Annotated in this window: 18 protein-coding genes; 12 read left to right on the forward strand and 6 right to left on the reverse strand. The window is 39.8% G+C overall.

Annotated elements, in window-relative coordinates; all coding sequences use genetic code 11:
- Positions 1-35: 35 nt before the first annotated feature.
- Positions 36-503, reverse strand: coding sequence for a response regulator (locus tag GSQ84_RS02990; RefSeq protein WP_158795762.1), 468 nt, complete (start codon positions 501-503; stop codon positions 36-38).
- Between the two features lie 127 nt (positions 504-630).
- Here GSQ84_RS02990 and GSQ84_RS02995 point away from each other — a divergent pair, with 127 nt between their 5' ends.
- Genes GSQ84_RS02995 through GSQ84_RS03015 form a run of 5 tightly spaced genes read left to right on the forward strand, consistent with a single transcriptional unit; the run spans position 631 to position 6136 of the window.
- On the forward strand, positions 631-1797 hold the full coding sequence (locus GSQ84_RS02995; RefSeq protein ID WP_158795763.1) for a ThiF family adenylyltransferase: 1167 nt from the start codon (positions 631-633) through the stop codon (positions 1795-1797).
- Positions 1784-2485 carry a hypothetical protein gene (locus tag GSQ84_RS03000; RefSeq protein ID WP_158795764.1) on the forward strand — a complete coding sequence of 234 codons (702 nt, stop codon included), beginning with the start codon at positions 1784-1786 and terminating at the stop codon, positions 2483-2485. The genes GSQ84_RS02995 and GSQ84_RS03000 overlap by 14 nt, the downstream gene beginning before the upstream one ends.
- Position 2486: 1 nt before the next feature.
- A complete protein-coding gene (locus GSQ84_RS03005) occupies positions 2487-4640 on the forward strand; it encodes a 7TM diverse intracellular signaling domain-containing protein (protein WP_158795765.1) in 2154 nt (717 codons plus the stop codon).
- 1 nt (position 4641) lies between these two features.
- Positions 4642-5721 (forward strand): hybrid sensor histidine kinase/response regulator, encoded by a 1080-nt coding sequence (locus GSQ84_RS03010; RefSeq protein ID WP_158795766.1) that lies wholly within the window; start codon positions 4642-4644, stop codon positions 5719-5721.
- Positions 5711-6136, forward strand: a complete 426-nt coding sequence (locus GSQ84_RS03015; protein ID WP_158795767.1) for a response regulator — start codon at positions 5711-5713, stop codon at positions 6134-6136. Before GSQ84_RS03010 ends, GSQ84_RS03015 begins: the two co-directional genes overlap by 11 nt.
- 37 nt (positions 6137-6173) lie before the next feature.
- On the opposite strand, the gene GSQ84_RS03020 is transcribed toward GSQ84_RS03015, so the two are convergent.
- The gene (locus GSQ84_RS03020) at positions 6174-7193 is read right to left on the reverse strand and encodes a class I fructose-bisphosphate aldolase (protein ID WP_158795768.1); all 1020 of its coding nucleotides are present in this window, start codon (positions 7191-7193) and stop codon (positions 6174-6176) included.
- Positions 7194-7629: 436 nt separating this feature from the next.
- Between GSQ84_RS03020 and GSQ84_RS03025 the strand changes: the two genes are divergently transcribed.
- Genes GSQ84_RS03025 through GSQ84_RS03045 form a run of 5 tightly spaced genes read left to right on the forward strand, consistent with a single transcriptional unit; the run spans position 7630 to position 12600 of the window.
- Entirely contained in the window at positions 7630-8238 is a 609-nt protein-coding gene (locus GSQ84_RS03025) for a TetR/AcrR family transcriptional regulator (protein ID WP_158795769.1), read from the forward strand.
- 2 nt (positions 8239-8240) lie between these two features.
- On the forward strand, positions 8241-9557 hold the full coding sequence (locus GSQ84_RS03030; protein WP_158795770.1) for a TolC family protein: 1317 nt from the start codon (positions 8241-8243) through the stop codon (positions 9555-9557).
- Between the two features lie 10 nt (positions 9558-9567).
- Positions 9568-10677, forward strand: coding sequence for an efflux RND transporter periplasmic adaptor subunit (locus GSQ84_RS03035; protein ID WP_158795771.1), 1110 nt, complete (start codon positions 9568-9570; stop codon positions 10675-10677).
- 1 nt (position 10678) lies between these two features.
- Positions 10679-11920, forward strand: a complete 1242-nt coding sequence (locus GSQ84_RS03040; RefSeq protein WP_158795772.1) for an ABC transporter permease — start codon at positions 10679-10681, stop codon at positions 11918-11920.
- Between the two features lie 2 nt (positions 11921-11922).
- On the forward strand, positions 11923-12600 hold the full coding sequence (locus GSQ84_RS03045) for an ABC transporter ATP-binding protein (protein ID WP_158795773.1): 678 nt from the start codon (positions 11923-11925) through the stop codon (positions 12598-12600).
- 15 nt (positions 12601-12615) lie between these two features.
- Here the strand turns inward: GSQ84_RS03045 and GSQ84_RS03050 are convergent, their stop codons facing one another.
- Positions 12616-13101, reverse strand: a complete 486-nt coding sequence (locus tag GSQ84_RS03050) for a redoxin domain-containing protein (RefSeq protein WP_158795774.1) — start codon at positions 13099-13101, stop codon at positions 12616-12618.
- Between the two features lie 114 nt (positions 13102-13215).
- On the reverse strand, positions 13216-15342 hold the full coding sequence (gene glgX, locus GSQ84_RS03055; RefSeq protein WP_158795775.1) for a glycogen debranching protein GlgX: 2127 nt from the start codon (positions 15340-15342) through the stop codon (positions 13216-13218).
- Positions 15343-15665: 323 nt separating this feature from the next.
- Between glgX and GSQ84_RS03060 the strand changes: the two genes are divergently transcribed.
- The gene (locus tag GSQ84_RS03060; protein ID WP_158795776.1) at positions 15666-17045 is read left to right on the forward strand and encodes an alkaline phosphatase family protein; all 1380 of its coding nucleotides are present in this window, start codon (positions 15666-15668) and stop codon (positions 17043-17045) included.
- A 5-nt stretch (positions 17046-17050) separates the two neighbouring features.
- Entirely contained in the window at positions 17051-18844 is a 1794-nt protein-coding gene (locus GSQ84_RS03065) for a cytochrome-c peroxidase (protein ID WP_158795777.1), read from the forward strand.
- A gap of 43 nt (positions 18845-18887) precedes the next feature.
- Here GSQ84_RS03065 and GSQ84_RS03070 read toward each other — a convergent pair whose 3' ends face one another.
- The gene (locus GSQ84_RS03070) at positions 18888-20702 is read right to left on the reverse strand and encodes an IucA/IucC family siderophore biosynthesis protein (protein WP_158795778.1); all 1815 of its coding nucleotides are present in this window, start codon (positions 20700-20702) and stop codon (positions 18888-18890) included.
- On the reverse strand, positions 20683-22029 hold the full coding sequence (locus GSQ84_RS03075) for a lysine N(6)-hydroxylase/L-ornithine N(5)-oxygenase family protein (protein WP_158795779.1): 1347 nt from the start codon (positions 22027-22029) through the stop codon (positions 20683-20685). The genes GSQ84_RS03070 and GSQ84_RS03075 overlap by 20 nt, the downstream gene beginning before the upstream one ends.

Below are 22029 nucleotides of genomic sequence, written 5' to 3' on the forward strand. Positions count from 1 at the left end.
ATGATCAATTCAAAACATGAGCATGAATAACCTCCTTAAGACAGCAGGTTTTGTCTCAATAGAAACTCCAGTTGCTTATTGGCTACCAGCAAAGCTTCAGTAAGCTCCCTGTTTTCTTTTCTTAGTGAATAGATCTCATAAGCTTTTTCAATATTGATCCTCAGGTCTTCATCCATCCAGGGTTTCTGAATATATTTATAAACCTGACCTTTATTGATCGCATCAATTACAGCATTAATATCTGCGTAACCAGTTAATAAAATTCTGATTGGATCCGGATAGTCTGGTATAATCGACTCTAAAAATTCTATACCAGTTGTTACCGGCATACGCTGGTCAGTAATGATCACGTGGATAAGTTCGCTATCTAATACTTTTCTTCCTTCTACAGCAGATTCCGCGGTAAAAACGTTGAATTTCCTTCTAAAGCCGGCTTTAAAAGAGTTAAGATTGTGAACTTCGTCATCCACATAAAGCACATTAATTAAGGTGTCGGAATTCATTCGTGTTTATTAGATTTTTTTGTTAAATATATTGCTTTTATAAATTCTAAAAAACTAATTTCGGATAAAATTACTTCAAATTAATACATTGACTAATTTTTCATAAAATCACACATTAATTAATAAAATGAATAAGATTTATTCTAGCACCGATTTACCCGATCAATCAACGATTTACCGGCCTGTTTTTTTTAGGATAAATAACCAGGAGGATGAAAAACAGCTCCGCGACCTGTTACAAAATAACACAGGTATTGCCGTTTATGACACCATAGCAGGTCAATTAGCAGAACTAATCAGATTAAATAACCCCACCAGAAAACTAACTAAAGAAGAATCAGCGCAACTTATTGCTGAATATGTGAATGGGGATCTGAATGAATTTGGCGTTTGGGTATACTTTCCCTGGTCAAACAAAGTAATCCATATTTTAGATGAACAGGACTTCATCAAGGTAAGGACCAATAGAAATATCTATAAGGTAACATTAGAAGATATTGAAACTTTAAAGACCAAAAAAATTGGAATTATTGGCTTATCAGTTGGAGCGATGATTGCATTCACTTTAACGATGGAACGCACTTGCGGAGAACTTCGGCTGGCAGATTTTGATGATATTGAACTCAGCAATATGAACAGGATTAAAGTCAATATCCAGGACCTTGGGTTAAATAAATCTATTGTTGCTGCAAGACAGATTGCCGAACTGGATCCCTATATCAATGTAGTTTGTTATACGGATGGAATTACCAATCAAAACATTGATGATTTCTTTACCTTAGGTGGCAAACTGGATGTACTGGTAGAAGAATGTGATGGAATCGATATTAAAGTATTAAGCCGGATCAAAGCAAAAGCATTGGGTATACCCGTTGTGATGGATACCAATGATAAAGGAATGCTCGATGTGGAGAGATTTGACCTGGAGCCCAACAGGCACATTTTTCATGGCACAGTTAACGAGCTCGAAGAACTCAGCCCTGAAGAACTGAATGAAAAATTATATAATTTAACCATTGCAGAAAAAGTGGAGATCCTTTCCAAAATCATAGGATTTGAAAATCTGACAGAAGCGATGAAAAAATCATTTGGAGAAATGAATAAAACTATCGTTGGATGGCCTCAGCTTGCTTCTGCGGTAACACTAGGCGGAGCAATGGTTACAGACATCAGCAGGAAAATTTTGCTGAACCAATTTACCCAGTCGGGCAGATGGTTTGTAGACTTTGACGAGTTTTTCACCAGTAAGTTCAATACAATTAGTTACATAAGCGGAGACGATGCTACACATTAGAACATTCAGAGCTCCAGACGATAAGGAAGCCTGCTCAAAATTTATTACCGGCCATAAAAGGCTACTTGAAATTTATGGAATAACCCAGATTACCTCAAACACCCAGGAGTGGGTAGATGATGAAGATACCATCGTTATTCTTGTTGAAGATAAAGAAACCAAAGCAGTTTTTGGAGGTGCCAGGGTACAAATTGCCAAGGGCAACTATCCCCTGCCGATAGAAAGTGCCATTGGAAAATACGATCCGAAAATCTACGATATGATTAAAGCAGATCAGGCAGGCGGCGGGGTTTATGAACTTTGCGGATTGTGGAACTCCAGGGAAGTAGCCGGTATGGGAATAGGCAGTTACATCCTCGCCAGGATTGCAGTGACGATAGCTACGCAGCTTCCGGTAAAAACTTCATGGGTACTATGTGCACCTGTAACCGTGAAGATGGCAACCAGATTAGGCTATATTATAGAAAAATCATTGGGTAACGATGGTTTGTTCTACTATCCAAAAGAAGATCTTGTAGCTACTGCCATGAGGCTTCCTGATATTAACGATCTGGCACTGGCATCGGAAAATGAAAGAACGAGAATGCTCTCTTTAAGGGGAACACCTCATCAGACTTATGAAGAGGTAGGTCCAAAAGGAACTTATGCCCTTGAATATAATATCGGGATTCCCAATATAAAATTATAAAATGACCCTTAAAAAAGTATTTAGTTTACTTTTCCTTCTAATTACAGCTACTTCTTTTGCATTTGCAGCAACAAATGCTCCTGAAATTATTGTTAATAATTCTCAAAAATTATTAAAACTGGATAAAGGATTAGCCATTTTCGTAGATAAAAGCGCAAAATTACCATTCAGTTCCATTGGCTCTCAAAAATTTGAAATTACAACAGACAAGGTCCCTAACCTGGGAATAACTGACGCCACCATTTGGGTAAAATTCAATATCCGAAACCAGTCTGATGACGAGAAGCTGTTTCTGATGGTAGAACAGCCAGCCATTGATAAAATAAACCTGTATTACCTCAATAAAGCCGGGGCATGGAATACAATCAGCCTCGGAGAATATAAAAAGTATTCAGAAAGGGTAATTGATAATCCAAACTATATCTTTCCGCTTGATATTCCTACAGGGACTTCAGCACAATTTTACATCAGTGTAAGCTCTAAAGATCAAATCCAGCTTCCAATGCTGCTGGGTAGTGAAGGTGCTATTCTGGATCAGACATTGATACAGAATTTACTTTTTGGCATGTATGCAGGTATAATTATCATCATGATTATTTATAATCTGTTTGTATCACTTACCGTTAGGGATTCCAGTTATATCTATTACATCATTTATATACTTTTTGTTGGCCTTACCCAATTCTTCTTTGAAGGATTAGCCTTTAAATTCCTCTGGCCTAATAGTACCTGGATGGCGAACTACAGTTCCATTCTGGTACCCTTTTTCTCAGGAATATCAACCCTGATCTTTACAAAGAAATTCCTGCAAACCAAAAATTATACGCCAAAACTAGACTATGGATTGGATGTATGCATTGCCTTATATTCCATTGATTGTATTATTGGAATGTCTGGCAACTTTGCTGTGGCCATAGATTTATTACAATTAACAGCCTTATCTGCTTCTTTATACGTTTTATTTGTAGCCAACGCGGTTAGAAAAAAAGGATATCGCCCTGCAGTATTCTTCCTGATCGGGTATTCCATTTTCTTAGGTTCCATTGTTATTTTTGTACTAAGAAATTTCAACGTTATTCCCTACAACGGATTTACCTCCTATATTTTAGAGATCGCTTCGGTTATACAGATCACTTTGCTTTCATTTGCACTGGCAGATAAAATTAATTTCTTCAGGACCGAGAACGAACAGGCCCAGCGACAGGCCCTTGCAGTTTCCAAAGAGAACGAACGCCTCATCAGGGAACAAAATGCCGAACTGGAAATCCAGGTAAACCGTCGTACAGAAGAATTGCAGAACTCCAATAGTACATTAAACCTTACGCTGAGAGACCTGAAAGAAGCGCAATCACAACTGGTTGACGCCGAAAAGATGGCTGGTCTGGGTCAGTTAACCGCAGGAATAGCGCATGAGATCAACAATCCGATAAACTTTGTCACCTCCAACATTAAACCTCTTGAACTGGACATCAACGACCTTTACGATGTGATCCAGCAATATGAAGATATAGATCCTGATAAAGACATTCTCGAGCAGATTGCATCGGTTAATAAATTTAAAAAACAGATTGATCTCGATTTTATAAAAACAGAGATCAACTCCCTGCTTTCAGGAATTGGTGAAGGTGCCAAGAGAACAGCGGAAATCATCAGAAGCTTAAAAAACTTTAGCAGGCTGGATGAAAGTGATACCAAACCCGTCGATCTAAATGAAGGCCTGGAATCCACAATGGTTCTTTTGAGGAGCACTGTACCGCATTATGTGAAAATAATCAAAGATTTAAAGCCCCTGTCACTGGTAGAATGCCTTCCCGGAAAAATAAATCAGGTATTTATGAACCTGATGACCAATGCCATCCAGGCCATCAAAGTGAAACCAAACAGTGGTGAGGAAGAATTTCTATATATTTCTACATGGGAAGAAGATAACCAGGTGAAAATCAGCATTAAAGATACCGGCCCAGGCATGACGGAAGAGATCAAACAGAAGATATTTGAGCCGTTTTTCACCACCAAAGAGGTGGGTGAAGGAACAGGTTTGGGACTGTCAATTGTGTTTAGTATCATAGAAAAACATAAAGGCCATATTGATGTTGTTACAAAAGTAAATTATGGTACAGAATTTATTATTACCTTGCCTGTAAACAATCGATAATATGACTCGCTCACCTGTTAAAGTTCTATACATTGATGACGAAGAAAACAATCTCCTTGCCTTCAAAGCAAGCTTTAGGAGACAGTATGAGATCTACACAGCCAACTCAGCAGCAGAAGGATTAAAAGTACTGGAAAACCTGCCGGTTGAAGTGATCATCGCCGATCAGAAAATGCCGGAAACTACCGGTGTAGAATTTTTTAAGAGCATTTCGGTGAGTTATCCCGATCCAATCAGGATCCTGCTAACAGGTTATACGGATATTGCGGCTCTGGCCGATGCAATTAACCATGGTGATATTTACAGGTATATCACTAAACCATGGAACGACCTTGAACTCCACAATTCGATAAAAAATGCGCATGATGCCTATAAGTCGAAAATAGACCTCAGAAATAAAATCAAAGAACTGGAGAAAACTAATGATGAACTAAACCGCTTCATTTACAGTATTTCACATGAACTGCGTGCCCCCCTTGTCTCTGTTATCGGTATCGTTAACCTGGTTAAAATGGAAGGTCTTTATCATTCCAGCGGAGAATACTGGGAATTGATTGAATCCTGTTCCAATAAGCTGGATTATTATATACAGAAGACCTTACAATACTATAAAAACAATAAAAATGTATCTGACCTTTCAGAGATCAATTTTAAAAAACTAGTAGACGAAATCATCGACTTATATTCCTACACTGACAGGGATACGAAATTCAATCTCAATATTAATCAACCAGGTTCCTTTATTGGGGACAGCTTTAGAATAGAGGTAATATTAGGCAACCTGATATCCAATGCCATTAAATATCAAAAGGACAGTGAGCACCAGAAAGTGGTAGACATTCATATTGATGTTAGTCCTTATAAAGTAGATATATCAATCACAGATAATGGATTAGGTATTCTCAATGAACATTTAGAAAAAATATTCACTCAATTCTTTAAAACGAAAAACAACAAAGGAAGCGGATTAGGGCTTTTCATAGTTAAGGAAGCTTTAAATAAGATTGACGGAAAAATATCGGTAAGATCTTCTCTAAACCAGGGTACTACTTTCAAAATTACTATTCCAAATGGCAATTGAAATTGAAAGACCTTTAAGGGTCATGCTCATTGATGATAATATCATCGATCTAAAGATCAACAATAAGATCATCCTGATCTCCAAACTATTTGATGACATCATTCAGTTCCAGTCTGGAGAAGATGCGTTAAACTACTTTAGCGATCACGCCAATGAACCAGATAAGATGCCTCATTTGATTCTGCTGGATATACAAATGCCAGAAATGGATGGTTTTGAATTTCTTGAAAATTATAAGCGTTTTTCACCCCAGCTAAAAGACAGTTGCCTGGTGGCCATGTTATCTTCCACGCTTGACTTTGGGGATATTCATAAAGCTGAAGCTAATCCCTATGTGATCAAGCTATTGAAAAAACCATTGATTCCCTCAGAACTGGAAATCATCTTTAACGCTAATTTCAAAATTATAGATTAAGGTAGAATAGATATTAAACCTATTCTACCTCTATTTTTTATTTAAATTCCCCTTTTCTAGCCAACCTGTTGGCCTTTGCCAGCTCGAGAAATGATTCCTGTGCAGCCTTGACATTTTCTGCTTTACCCTTCCATAATTCCAATGCAGGCTGATGTAATGCCCTCGAAAAAGAATAAGTAACCGGCCATGGCAGTTCTGCTTTGTAAGTCAGGTTAATTGCATTTAAATTTTTTGTTGCCGCTAGTGCATCCTGTCCTCCTGAAAGGAAAGCCACACCCGAAACCGTTGCCGGAACTGCATTACGTAAAGTTTGTACAGTCAAAGCAGCTACCCGGTCGGCATCAACTTTTTGAGCTGAACCTGCGCCCGGTAAAATCATATTTGGTTTTAAAATTAAACCTCCCAGCTCCACTTTAAGCAGATACAATTGTTCAAATAAAATGCGCAATGCTTTCTCCGTTACTTCTGCACACCTTTCTATGTTATGATCGCCATCCATAATTACCTCAGGCTCAACAATAGGCACAATTCCTGCCCGCTGACAAGCAGCTGCATAACGTGCCAGGGCATGGGCATTACTCACCAGGCAGGCATCACTAGGCAATGTTAACCCGTCGATCAAGATAACGGCTCTCCATTTCGCAAATTTTAAACCTAATTTTGCATAACCTGTTAACCGCTCTGCCAAATCATCTAATCCTTTGGTAACTTTTTCACCAGGAAAACCAGCAAGGTCTTCTGTTCCTTCATCCAGCTTTATTCCAGGAATAATTCCTGCTTTGTTCATCACTTCCAAAAAAGGTGTACCTGATGCTGTTTTCTGATAAACAGTTTCATCAAATAAGATTGCCCCGTTAATATATTCACCTATGCCGGGCGTAGTAATTAATACTTCACGATAAGCCCTTCTATTTTCTTCTGTTTGTTCTATTCCTGAACCTTCAAAACGTTTATTCAGGGTAGCTACGCTTTCATCAATTGCAACAAGACCTTTATGGTCGGCTACCATTGCCTTTGCAGTATTGATCAATTGCTGGATGTGGTCTTCTTTTTCCATTTTATTCTATTTATAATGCCAATATAACATTAGTACAAAAACAATTGTTCGCCTAAAACAATTATAATTGTTTGATAGCCGTCATTATTGGCGTTATAAATTCCTTCATTTAAATAAGTAGATTTGTACCGCCCATCCCAGTTTGAGATCCCTTTGACTTCACTCGTACTTAAGTCTGCTTTTAAAGGGCATTGGCTCGACTATCCGGGGGGGTTGGTTCGGCTCTTACCCGAACCAACCCCGAACCAACACCCTACCAACACCCTACCAATCCCCTATCAACACAAACCGAAGTCAAAACCATCTTAAATAGTGTCTTATCCTGTCTTATCCTGAAAAAACCTTACATTTTAGAGGTGATAGTTATTTTAATTTCCTGGTTTCACTTGACACTGATAAAAATAATCTACATTTGTCAACCAAATGGTTGAACTTAATGGTTGAGGAACAAAAAAGTACAGAAGAATTAATATTTAATGCCGCCCTAAGCGTTTTTCAACGTAAAGGCCTGGCAGGTGCCCGTATGCAGGAGATAGCTGACGAAGCCGGGATTAATAAATCTATGCTGCATTACTATTTCAGAAGTAAAGAACTGCTGTTCAGACAGGTATTTCTGATGTCTTTCAAGCAATTTTCGGCTTCTATTATTCCCTTGTTAAATCAGCCGGTCAGCTGGGAAGAAAAGATTCCTCTGGTAGCAGGTCACTATATCAGTTCCATGCAAAAAAACCCGGACCTGCCCCTGTTTATTATCAATGAGCTCCGTCATCATCCTGATGAATTTGTCAATATCGTAACACATAACGGCATCAGGGATACCTTATTCATTAGCCAGCTAAAGGAAGGGATCGAAAAAGGAGAAATCAGGAAAATACAGCCCATACAAGTTATGGTCAGCATTATTTCTGAAACTGTATTTCCCTTTATTGCCAGGCCTATGCTCATGCATATGACAAAATTATTGGATACCAACTGGGATACTTTTATCGAGAACCGTAAAGAGATCATTTCTGAGATGCTAATTAAATATTTAAAAGAGTTTTAACAATGAAGTTCACCTTTGCTTTTATAGCGATTTTACTGATCTTATTTAAGGATAATACCAATGCACAGACAGAACCACTTGTTCTGGGCTCCTTGCAGGAGGTGATTGCCAGGGCTATTAAAAATAATCCTACACAAGCTATTTATCAGCAGCAGATCAAACAGGCTATCTACAACCACAGAGCGTCCAATGGATTTATGTATCCAAATGTTAGCGGCAGCTTTAATGGCCAGGACAATCTGCACCTGGCGGTAACCCCTATTCCCGGTATCCTGATCAACCAGCCCGGAACTACCTATTATGCACAGTTTGGTAAAAAATTCACTTACAATACCGGGCTGACGTTAAATGAAAATATATTCGACTGGTCGGCAATTTTACAATCATCCATTGCCAAAAACAACATCATGCTTACGCAGCTGCAGCAAACTTCTTACATCCAAAGTTTAAAAGACCAGACAGCTAAACTGTACTTTTCTATTTTAGTGGGCAAGGCTTCTTTAAAAGTAAGTAACCAGGACCTGGCCCTGGCAGACAGCCTGGTGATGTTAAGCAAACAACGGTTGAAAGAAGGCAGCACAGATGCCCTATCCGTAAACCAGGCCATGATCAATTACAACAATGTATTGCAAAATCAGGCACAGAGCCAGCAAATGTACAATCAGGGTATAGAAAACTTGAAGATTATACTGGGAGAAAAAGCAGTTACTGAACTCAGCCTTACTGAGCAGCTAAACATTGATTCTATTAATAATATCAGCAACATTAGTATGGGAGCAGATAAAAGCATTGATGTTTACCGCCAGCAACTGATCATCTCCACTTTACAAAGCCGCGAACAAAGATCTGCCGCCTACCCTAAACTGGGTTTTAACGGATACCTCGGTGCACAGCAATTCAGAAATGATTTCGGCCTGGGTTTTGGCAATGGGGCATGGACAGGCTACCGCTACCTGGGCTTAAGTTTAAACGTACCCATATTTACAGGATTAACCAATACCAATAAATACAGAAGTAGTTTAGTACAACAGCAAATTGCTGATATGCAATATAAAACAGCAGCAGAACAAAGCGCTGTAAATGACAGGCTGCTGCTGGAAAATTATTCTTCCTATACCCATATAACCAGGGCATCGGCAAATAGTTACCTGCTTTACCGTGCCAATGTTTCATTAAACAGCGCAAAATACCAGGAAGGGATTATCAATATGGATGTGTACCTCAAAGCATTTGAAGACTATTTAAAGGCAGAGAATACCCACCTCACTAACCTCTCCCAACTACTATCAACCCAGGCTACTATTTTATCCAGAGATTAAATTAAAAAAAGTGAAAGGCTTACCTATTTTTAAACATATAACAATCGTTCAACTTGGCATTTGCCTATTGTTTACGGCATGCACACAGCAGGAAACTATAATCCCGCAGCGCAAGGAAATTGTAGATGCCGTTTTTGGAAGCGGGCACATAGAGAACAACGATCAATATAACGTAATGGCCAATACGGAAGGATATATAAAAGCTTCTTATGTTGCCGAAGGCGATTCCGTAAAAAGTAATCAGCACTTATTTCGCCTTTCCAATGAAGTGCAGCAAACGCAGGTAGGCAATGCCTTAACTAACCTGGAATTTGCTAAAAAGAATAATTCGCCAAGGGCACCACAGATTGAACAGCTGAAAATACAGATCAGCCAGGCGGCCGATAAAAAAAGGGTAGATTCTTTAAATGAGCAGCGTTATTCCAGACTGGTAAAAACCCATGCTGTATCTGCAATGGATTATGATAATGCATTGTTAACCTATCAGTCTTCTGCTTCCAGCTTAAATGTTTTGCGTAAAAACCTTGCCGATTTGCAGCGCAATGTAAAATTGAGTCAGCAAAACGCCAGTTCCCAATATCAGATACAGCAACAGAACAATGATTATAACAATTTGAACAGTAAGGCTGGCGGGGTGGTCATGAATATTTCCAAAAAGGTAGGCGATTATGTGAAAAAAGGCGATGCAATCGCCTTGATTGGTGCAGGCAAGCCTATTATTAAATTATATATCGCTGAAGATGATATCCAGCGTATTCAACCAGGGCAGGTTGCTTTAATCTCTTTGAACAGTGTAAAAGATTACACTTTTAAAGCTGTGGTGACTAAAATATACCCTGCTTTTAATAACGATCAGCAGTCGTTCATTGTAGAAGCATCCTTCACAGATCAGCCGGCTAATTTATTAAACGGGACACAATTACAGGCCAATGTGATTATCCAGACCAAAAAAGATGCCCTGGTCATTCCCTCCTATTATCTGATCAATGGCGATTATGTATTGCTTAAAGGAAGCAAGGATAAAAAAGCGGTTAAAACTGGCATACGCACGCTGGAATGGACGGAAATTACAGCAGGCATCAGCACCGATGATGTATTGACCTTGCCTAAGCAGAAATAACATGTTAGCCACTAACTTAAAAATAGCTAAAGTTCATTTAACGTCAAAGATTAAACAAAGCATTGTTGCGGTACTTGGAGTAACCTTTGGCATATCGATGTATGTGTTTATGAATAGTTTTATGACTGGCGTAAATGATATACAGACAGAACTCGCATTTACCTCTATCTCCCATATTCACATTTATAATGATGGCCCGCCAGACAATACAAACCTTGTTAAAAAAGTTTATAAAGGGAATGTAGCTATCAACATCCGAAATGCCAGGGTGATTCAGTATACGGAAGGAATTAAAAATACGGGCGAAATACTGGCACTGGTACGTAAACAACCGGAGGTTATTGGTATCACCCCTCAGGTTAACATCAACGTTTTCTTTAGGAATGGAAGTAATAAAATCAATGGTACACTTTCAGGGGTTGATGTGGATAATGAAAACAGGATATTTAATATTGCCAGCTATATGACCTCTGGGAGCTGGAACGGCTTGCAGTACCGTCATGATGGGGTGATCCTGGGCTTAGATCTTGCCCATCAGCTCAGTCTCAATATCAACGACAATCTGAACCTGCTTACCCCGGATGGTGTAAGTAAAAACTATAAGATCATCGGTATATTTCAAACCAATGTGAAAAACGTAGATAAGTCAAAAGCTTATATCAACATCAGTTCTGCCCGGCAGCTGATGGATAAAAACCAGGATTACGTGACAGACCTGCAGGTAAACGTGCGCGATTTTGAAATTACCGAACCCGTTGTAGCCCGAATAGCTCCCGTTATTCCTTATAAAGTAGAAAGCTGGCAAACATCTAATCAGCAGTTAGAAGCAGGTTCAAAACTACGGAATATCATCGCACAGGCTGTGTCGCTCACCATATTGCTTGTTGCGGGTTTCGGCATCTACAACATCATGAATATGACGATCAACGAAAAAATAAGAGAAATTGCTATTCTAAAAGCGATGGGCTTCTCGGGTCGCGATGTAACTCAGATATTCCTGGCGCAGGCTATTGTAATCGGTGTGATTGGAGGCCTTATTGGTATGGTACTGGGATTTGTGATTGCAGACGTAGTTAACCATATCCCATTTAAACTGGGCGGATTAAATTACCTTCCTATGGCCTATCGTGTAAAAGATTACTTGCTTGCTTTTATTTTCGGATTGATCACCACGCTGGTTGCAGGTTATCTACCGGCCAGAAAAGCTTCAAAAATTGATCCTGTTGATATTATAAGAGGTTAAAAATGAACAACGACATCGCATTAAAGGCAGATCATATTGTTAAATACTTTTATGAGCCGCAGCAATTCCAGGTACTGAAAGAAGTAAGCATAGAAGTGAAAAAAGGTGAATTTGTTTCCCTGACGGGGAAATCGGGTTCAGGAAAATCTACCTTGTTATATATTCTCTCTACCATGGATACTTCTTATGAAGGAAGTTTAAGCATCAATGGAGGAATACTCACTGGTAAATCACAAAATGAACTGGCAGCTTTCAGAAATGAGCACATCGGTTTTGTGTTCCAGTTCCACTATCTGCTGACAGACTTCTCTGTGATCGATAACGTGATGTTGCCGGCACTAAAACTCAACAAAAAAAGTAAAGCAGAGATCGAAGAAAAAGCTTACCAGAACCTTAAAATGCTGGGTCTTGAAGATCAGGCCTTAAAGCTGGCCAGCAAACTCTCCGGAGGTCAGCAGCAGCGGGTGGCTATTGCCAGGGCACTGATTAATGACCCTTCAGTAATTATGGGTGATGAACCGACGGGCAATCTCGACTCTAAAAATACAGATATTGTGTTTGATATTTTCAGGGAACTTACCCTAACACGACATCAAACTATAATTACGGTTACCCATGATGACGATTTTGCGGGGAAAAGTGACCGTATCATTCAAATGAGTGATGGTTTGATTATTTAAAGCAATTAACATCCCTTAAGGGGTGTTAATTGCTTTAAATAATTTTTCAACGTCTTTATCACTGCTGGAAGAAAAAATAATTTTCTTATCAGGTCCATACAGGTACATGGAAGGATATTGTTTAGGATGGAAAGCCATAATAAATACATGGTCACGGTCCTGAACCACTTTTACGTTAGGCTTGGTTAACAAAGGTTTCGCAAAATTGGTCATAAAATAATCGATAGACCGGTACTCATCCTGAGAAATCATAATGATGTTTAACTTATCTAACTCCTTACTCCTTTTACTGATCTCTGAAATTACTTTCTGGCAATGGCCACAGGTAGCATCGAAAAAAAAGATGAGGGATTTTTTTCCCTTAGGAATACTGTAAGTAGAAAAAGGAGTTGAATCCCTATTGTAGAAAATAGAATTGGGCATTGCTGTACCCACTGGATCCTGGGCCATTGCAGCTCCGGTAAAGAAAATTACACTTAAAAAGGTCAGCAGAAGTTTCATAGAATCTTTAAAATAATCAAATAATGTCCTCAAATATCGCTTTAGTTGGACATTATTATGTCAGCTAAATTACAATTTATTTTTTACCGTCGTTTGAATCAATTACTAAACGTTTTATACTGTCTTAAAATTTTGGAGCAGCACCACCGACCTGCCTTGTACAGGTACCATCACTTCAGCACTAAAGGTCATTTCCGTTTTAGAGATATTGGTAACTGTATCTATCACCAGTCGCCATTCATTCCCATATTCTTTTGCCGGCAACTTGTAATCTATAGTACCATCATATGCATTAAAAATCATGTAAAAATTATCGTCAATAATTTGAATACCTTCTGCATCTATACTATTCAGTCCGTTTCCGCTTAAATAAATGGCTACAGATTTAGCGGCTCCCTCATTCCAGTTCTCTGTTGTCATTTGCACACCGTTAGGCAGAAACCAGGCGATATCTTCAATGCCATTGTCTTTTAGCTTTTTACCCTTAAACCAATTTTTTCTTGAAAAAACAGCATGATCTGTTCTCAGATGAATGAGTTTGCTGGTAAATTCTATCAGTTCCTGATCTGCAGTTTCCCAGCTGACCCATGAAATTTCATTGTCCTGGCAATAGGAATTGTTATTTCCCTGCTGTGTACGGCCAAGTTCATCACCGGCAACCATCATCGGGATTCCCTGTGACAAGAAAAGGGTACTTAAAAAATTTCTCTTTTGTCTCTGCCTTAGGGCATTAATGGCCTGATCTTCTGTTGGCCCCTCTGCCCCGCAATTCCAGGAGCGGTTATTACTTTCACCATCCTCGTTATTTTCACCGTTGGCCTCGTTGTGTTTCTCATTATAAGAAACCAGGTCGTGCAGGGTGAAACCGTCATGTGCAGTGATAAAATTGATACTTGCTGTAGGCTTTCTATACTCTTTATACAGGTCTGCACTTCCCATAATCCTGTCGGCAAATTCTGGTAGTGTATTTTCAGATCCGCTCCAGTAATCGCGGATACAATCCCTGTACTTTCCATTCCATTCTGCCCATCCCGGAGGAAACTTCCCTACCTGGTAGCCACCTTCACCAACATCCCAGGGTTCTGCAATTAACTTTACCTGTGAGATCACAGGATCCTGGTGAATGATATCAAAAAATGCACTCAGGCGGTTCACCTCATGCAGCTCCCTGGCCAGGGTAGCAGCGAGGTCAAAACGGAAACCATCCACATGCATCTCCAGTACCCAATACCGCAAACTGTCCATCATCAGCCGGAGCACATTTGGAAGATTGGCATTTAAAGTATTGCCGGTACCCGTATAATCCATATAATACCGTTTATTCTCATCAGTTAAACGATAATAAGTGGCATTGTCTATCCCTTTAAAAGAAAGGGTTGGCCCCAGCTGATTTCCTTCACCGGTATGGTTATAGACCACATCCAGGATCACTTCTATTCCTGCTTTGTGCAGGGCCTTTACCATAGTTTTAAATTCGCCAACCTGCTGTCCGTGTTTACCGCTGGCAGAATAACGTGCATCAGGGGCAAAGAAACCCATGGTATTGTATCCCCAATAATTGGTGAGCCCTTTACTCTCCAGAGACCAGTCAGACAAAAAATCATGCACCGGCATCAGCTCAATGGCAGTAATACCTAATTTTTTCAGGTAGTCAATTGTAATCTGATGGCCAATCGCTGCATAGGTACCCCTGATCTCTTCAGGAATATCAGGATGCAGTTTTGTTAACCCTTTTACATGTGCCTCATAGATCACTGAATTATCATAAGGTATATCCGGACATTGATCACCTTCCCAATCAAATCCGGGATCAATGACAACGGATTTCGGCATGTAAACCGCACTGTCAGTATCACTAATCATCAAATCTTCTTTTTCATTACCAACTACATATCCGAATACAGCTTCATTCCATTCAATACATCCTGAATAGGCTTTGGCATATGGGTCAAGTAATAACTTTGCAGGATTAAAACGGTGACCATTCTCAGGTTCATAAGCCCCATGTACCCTAAAACCATAAAGCTGTCCGGGTTTTAAACCTTGTACATAGATATGCCAGGTAAAATCAGTTTGCTCAGTGATATCAAATTTCAAAGATTCTTTGTCTTCATTTTCGGCATCAAACAGGCAAAGTTCTATAGTAGTGGCATTTTCAGAATAAAGCGTAAAATTAACTCCATTTCCATCCCAGGTAGAGCCAAGGGGAAATGGTTTTCCAGGAAGAGTTTTAAAATCCATTGCTGTTTAATATCGTGTTTAAAAATTTATCCCGTTCTTTTTGTGGATACCAGGATAAATTGAAATAACCAACAAATCGTTAATTCGATGGTTTCGCTTTTCTCATAAAAGTGCTGGAATAAGCGTTTATCAAACATAAGATGACATTAAAACGCTTTTATCAGCGTATAAACACAATTTTTTAAACTGTTTACAGTTCTACTGTCAGCTAAGAAGTTACTTTACCGACATATACACTTTGCATTAAAATAACATTATGTTTACATACCTGCCTTTACTTTGCACACGTCTGAGAAACGTTCCAAAATAATCCAAGCCCATACATGAAATCAATTTTTACCCTTCGCCATATACGTACGATTACCCTGATCACTGGTACGGCAGGCATCTTACTGTTAACGTTAACCCTTTCTGCTTACCAGTCAAAAAAAAGTAAATCACCTGCTAAACCCGGAATCAATAAAGTAGGTCATGTTGTAGTGATCTACCTTGAAAATCATAGCTTTGATAATCTTTACGGACAATTTGAAGGGGCTAACGGATTAGCGGATGCCAGCGAAACAAGCGTGAAACAGGTGGATGACAAAGATCATGTTTATACTTATCTCCCTGCTATTCCGGGTTCAAGTGCTTTTCCGTTAAATCTTCCCAATACTTATTTCAATATCGACCAATACATACCGGCCGATCAGCTGACACCTGATGTATTACATCGTTTTTACCAGGAAAAAATGCAGATCAATGGCGGCAAAATGAATAAATTCGTTCTGTACAATAACTCTAAAGGATTTACTATGGGTTATTACAAAACGAGTTTATTACCCATGACTAAAATTGCAAAGCAATATACCCTTTGTGACAATTTCTTCCACAGTGCTTTCGGTGGCTCTTTTTTAAACCACCAATGGTTAATTGCAGCTGCCAGCCCTGTCTTTCCTAATGCGCCGGCAAACATGATAGCAAAGCTAGATGCTACTGGCCGTGTGATCTCGGACGGAACGGTAACGCCAGATAAATATGTGGTCAATACCAGTTACTCTGTAAATGCCCCCCACCCTATAGGCGTTAGTCCCGCAAGTTTTGTCCCTAATCAAACGGCTCCAACTATTGGCGACCGCTTAAGTGACAAGAATATCTCATGGGCATGGTATTCCGGTGGCTGGGATAATGCACTGGCAGGTAAGCCGGCTCCTACTTTCCAGTTCCATCATCAGCCATTTGCCTATTTTGCTACTTACGCAGACGGCACACAGGCAAAAAAAGATCACCTGAAAGATGAAACCAATTTTTTTGCAGCAGCAAAAAATGGTAGGCTTCCCAGCGTTTCCTTTGTAAAACCACTGGGAGTTGACACAGAACATCCTGGTTACTCAGATCTGTATCACGGCGAAAGCCACACCGTTGAGCTGATCAATGCTGTATTAAACGGACCCAATGGAAAAGATGCGGTGGTCATTGTCACTTATGATGAAAATGGTGGTTTTTGGGACCATGTAGCCCCACCTGTAATTGATAAAAAATGGGGCCCGGGTAACCGTGTACCGGCAATCATTATCTCTCCTTTTGCAAAAAAAGGTTTTGTAGACCATACCCAATATGAAACGATCAGTATCCTTGCTTTTATTGAAGAAAGATGGGGGCTAAAGCCGCTCAATAACCGTGATAAAAACGCAAATCCATTGCAAAATGCATTCAATTTTTAATCTTCTTGAAAGGAAGACTGCTATCGGTATTGCTAATTGTAAGTATAGGACTTTTTACTTTTTCATGTAAACGCAAAAAAGCAGTTCCTGAAAAAGATATTGCAAAAACGCTCATCAATCAGATTAATAGTTTTTCCGGATTGGCCCGTCAATTACAGACTGGTTTGGAAAATAGCAGCCTCAATGAAAAACAAGTTCAGCAGCAGTTCCTGCAACTCAGGTTATCCTATAAGAAATTTGAATGGGCTGCTGAATATTTTACACCCAATATTACACGATTTGTAAACGGCCCTCCTGTACCAGAAGTAGAAATGACAACAGGCTCGGTACTGGATCCTGCAGGGCTTCAGGTGATAGAAGCTTTTCTATTTCCTCATTACGATCACATTCAGAAAAAAGAACTGGTTCAACAGCTCAAACTACTGCAAATTGATTGCTCCAGGTATAAAGTATATTTTAACAATATTGATTTGTTAAACTGGCAGATATTTGATGCGGCCAGGCTGGAAGTATTCAGGATATTGACATTAGGCATCACAGGCTTTGATAATCCGCTCACGCTAAAGAGTATGAAAGAAGCAGCAGTAAGTCTGCAAAGCCTGCAAGCTGTGATGATAAATTATACAGATCAGGGAAACCCGGATATGTTAACAGCAAAAATAGACGCAGCAAAAAACTACCTCTATATCAATCAGGATTTCAATTCCTTTAACAGGGCAGCATTTATTACCGGATATGGTAATGCCATTACGATAGCCATCACCAGCCAGCAGCAGGAATTACATATTCCCCTGATTAAATATAACCGTTTGTTACGCCAGGAAGCAGGAACCTTATTTGACAAAGATGCCTTTGATGTAAATGCTTATGCCCCCGGCCCCTCCTATTTTCAAACAGCCAAAAAGATAGCCCTGGGTAAAAAATTATTCGCTGACCCGCAGCTATCAGGAAATTTGTCAAGAAGCTGCTCTTCCTGCCATCAGCCCGACAATGCTTTTACTGACAAGCTGATAAAAAATACAGTTTTTAAGAAGAAGATCCTGCTGAGAAGAAATACGCCCACGTTATTGAATGCAGCGTTACAACCTTCGCAATTTTATGACCTGCGGGCACATACACTGGAAGATCAGGCGATGGATGTGATACAGAACAAGGATGAAATGCATGGTTCTATGAAGGTGCTGATCAGCCGGCTCTGGAAAAATAAAACTTACAGAAAGTTGTTTGCAGATGCCTACCCGGAAAAAGGCAGGACCGGTATAGATACATTGGAAGTTACCAATGCCATCGGTGCTTTTGTACGTAGTCTTACCCAGCTAAACAGCCGTTTTGACGACTACATGAGGGGTGATAAAACCTCCATGAACACACAGGAACTGAATGGTTTTAACCTGTTTATGGGGAAGGCAAAATGTGCTACCTGCCATTACATGCCTTTATTCAATGGAACCCTTCCTCCAAAATATACGAAGATGGATGCTGAGGTAATAACTGTACCCCGGTTTAAAGGAAAAAAGGTCATTGATCCTGATCAAGGGGCTTATGAGGTGGTGCAAACCCCATCTTTTAAGCATGCCTTTAAAACTACTACTGTCCGTAATGCGTCACGCACAGCACCTTATATGCATAATGGTGTTTTCAGCACACTGGATGAAGTAGTTGATTTTTATAACAAAGGTGGCGGCGCCGGTATGGGGATAAAAACCGACAATCAAACTTTATCGGCCGACCAACTCCACCTGACTGCAAAAGAAACCAGCGACCTGGTTGCCTTTATCAAAAGTCTGGACAGTAAATAAAGCCGTTATGCCTCCCGTTAAAAAGGCATAACGGATGTGTCTGTTAAATAACTTCTTCTAAATCCCTGATCGCTAAGGCAACCGGATTGATTAAAGTTCCTATCATTTCAGGAACCGGTACATCAGTGCTTTCGCTGTATCCATGCGTTAATAAACGAACACGGTTAATACAAACACGGGTAAATTCAGGAACAAACAAATCAAATTTCTCGTATTTTGAACTTAGCTCAGGATTTTCTGTTTGGAATGCTAAAATGGTATCTGCTACACTTTTCCAAAAAACAGTTTCGTCCAATCCTGCATAACTATGAAAAATGTTACTCAAATACCTGAACACTGCATCAAAAATTCCAGACAGGATAAAGAGCGGCGCAAGCTCATCATCAATCTCTCTTAATACATTCACCAGGTCTTCCGGCAATTTAGCCTTCGATTCTTCTGTTAATACAATTTCTTCCACAAAATCTTTGATGATAATCCTTTGCGGAATGTAGTCTTTCATCACCAGAATTGTGTTCTCCCCATGAGGGCTAAAGAAAAATGCATGCTGATAAAAGATCCTCAGGATGGGTTTAAGATAAGCTTTCAGATAAGCATCCAACCATGCTGCTGCACTAATACCCGATTTTTCGATCATCGCCCCTACCAGGCTTTTCCCCTTATCATCAACATATAATAAGCTGGCCATCGTCATGATCTTCTCTCCAGGCTGCAGGTAGTTTTCTGCACTTTCACGCCAGATTACGCCCAAAAATTCCTGGTATTGGTAGGGCGACTGTGGAATAGCACTATACTGCGGATGTGTATAAGCCGCAGTAGCTACCTCACCCAAAAGCACCACTCCTGTTTCCTTTAAATAGGTATCTCCCTCCAGCATATCTTTAGCCCATTGGGTAACCCGCGGAGCGATAGTCAGTTTTTTTGGTGATAAACCTCTGTATATGGATGTGTTCAGGATAGAAATAGCTGTTTTCACATAGTGTTTTCGCGGATTGCTGGTATTGAAGAAAGTACGGATACTTTGCTGGCACATGTACTTATCATAGCCCAAAGCGAGGGGAACGATATACTGATTGGCCAGGTCATGCGCCAGGTTCAGCACAATCTTATTGTTCCATTGCCATTCATGAACAGGAATAAACAGGTAATCTTCAGGATTAAGGTTCTTATCCTTTAAGATCTCATTAAACTCATCCAATTGCTCTGTACCTAATTCCTGTATATAAAATGCAGCGGCATTCATACTTTTCAGGGAATTAAAAGCTGCACGTTTCCGGTGAACAGCCAGCCAGGCCAACTGTGTGGATTGCCCGGCTTCCGGTGCATATTTACCCTGATCAGTATGGTTAAAACCGATCCTGCCCTTATTTATGGTTGCCCAGGGATGCCCGTCCATCTGGTGCTCTATTGTTTGATAGTCGGCATCAGCCAGCTGATCTGCTGTTAAACGCCCCTTTTCATGGATATAAGCGTCAGCATATAGGGTATTGAGTGTTTCTTCAACAAAATGTGCAAGGGTAAATGATTTTACGCCAAAAGTTTGCTGTGTTTCTGTAAAAAAGGCTGGTGCATTGTCAACAGGAACAGCTGTTCCTTCGATGTATTTCTTTAGCGTATCCTTAGCAATGTGCCAGTAATCCAGTGCGCGATAGCTGGCAGAAAAAGTATAATAGATATGCTGATGGTCGGTCGCTAAACTGAAATGGGTTAAACCAGAGGGATCAGTCCCTGTAATTTCAGGTTCTGCCAACCGCTCATGCATCAGTTCTACAATAGCTTTAGCGATATAATTTAAATTTACCTTATCCCAAACTGCCTTATCAAGCGGTTTAATATGATTAAATTGATTGTAATTCATGGTTCACTGCTTTAAATGCTGATAATTCGTTATTTGTCTCTACACCAAACTGCTGGAAGGCAATCCGTTTTTCTACTTTATACACATCTCTGTCTAACACGGTATTGATAATAATTGAATTGCGGTAGGCACCCATTCCCAGATCAGGAGTCACAAAACCATGGGTATGCAATTCTGCATTTTGAATAAAGATTTCATCTCCGTGTTGATCAATTGTATAGTTACGTCCAACCTGATATTGGTTATCGTCATTGCGTAATATCCTGTGGTTGATGCCTTCCAGAAAGGAAGGTTCTTTGTAAGTGTAACCGGTGGCCATGACAATAAAATCAGTTTGCCCGGTAAAAGCCTGTTCCTGTTCAACATGATAAAACTGCATATCATACTTTCCATCCTCTGCGATGTCAATAGCATCTAGCTGGCAATTGGTGTTTAAAGACACTTTTAATTGATCATTATCCACGCTCAATTCATACAACTTATCAAAGATCTGATTGATCAGATCGAAATTAATCCCCTTAAACAACTGGTTTTGCTGTGCCAAAACCTGCTTGCGCTTTGCTCCTGGCAGATTATAAAAATAATCTACGTACTCCGGAGAGGTTAATTCCAGGGTTAACTTGGAATATTCAAGAGGGAAAAAACGATCAGGGCGGGTAAACCATTTCAATTGTAATCCATTTTCCAGCTCAGGCAGCAGATCGTAGAATATTTCTGCAGCACTCTGACCAGAACCAATGATACTTACACATCGATGGGTTAATAGTTCTTCCTTAACATTTAAATATTCGGCCGTATGAATAACTTTTGGGTGTATTTTGCGGTCTACAAATTCTGGAACTTTAGGGACTGTTCCTGTTCCCAAAACAAGCTTACGCGTGTAAAAGATTTTCTTTTCCAGGGTCACCTGATCTTCTACAATCAGTTCATAAAGATGATCCCCGTTTTGGTAGCTGACGCTTAACACCTTCTGATTAAACTGGCAGGATGGTAACAGGCTAACCACCCACTTGCAATAGGCATTATACTCCTTCCGGAGTATATAGAAATTTTCCCTGATATAGAATTTATACAAGCGGTCTGTTTGTTTCAGGAAATTTAAAAAACTGTATGGGCTTGTCGGGTCAGCCATTGTTACCAGGTCAGCCATAAAAGGAACCTGTAAGGTGGCATCGCTTAATAGCATACCGGGATGCCAGTTAAAAACCGGCGCCTGATCAAAAAACAGAACGGATAAATCTTCTATAGGCGCTGCCAGGGCAGCCAATCCTAAATTAAAAGGGCCGATACCAATACCTATGATATCATATATTTTTTGTGTTTTCAT

This window comes from Pedobacter sp. L105, from assembly GCF_009765875.1.
Lineage (GTDB): Bacteria > Bacteroidota > Bacteroidia > Sphingobacteriales > Sphingobacteriaceae > Pedobacter.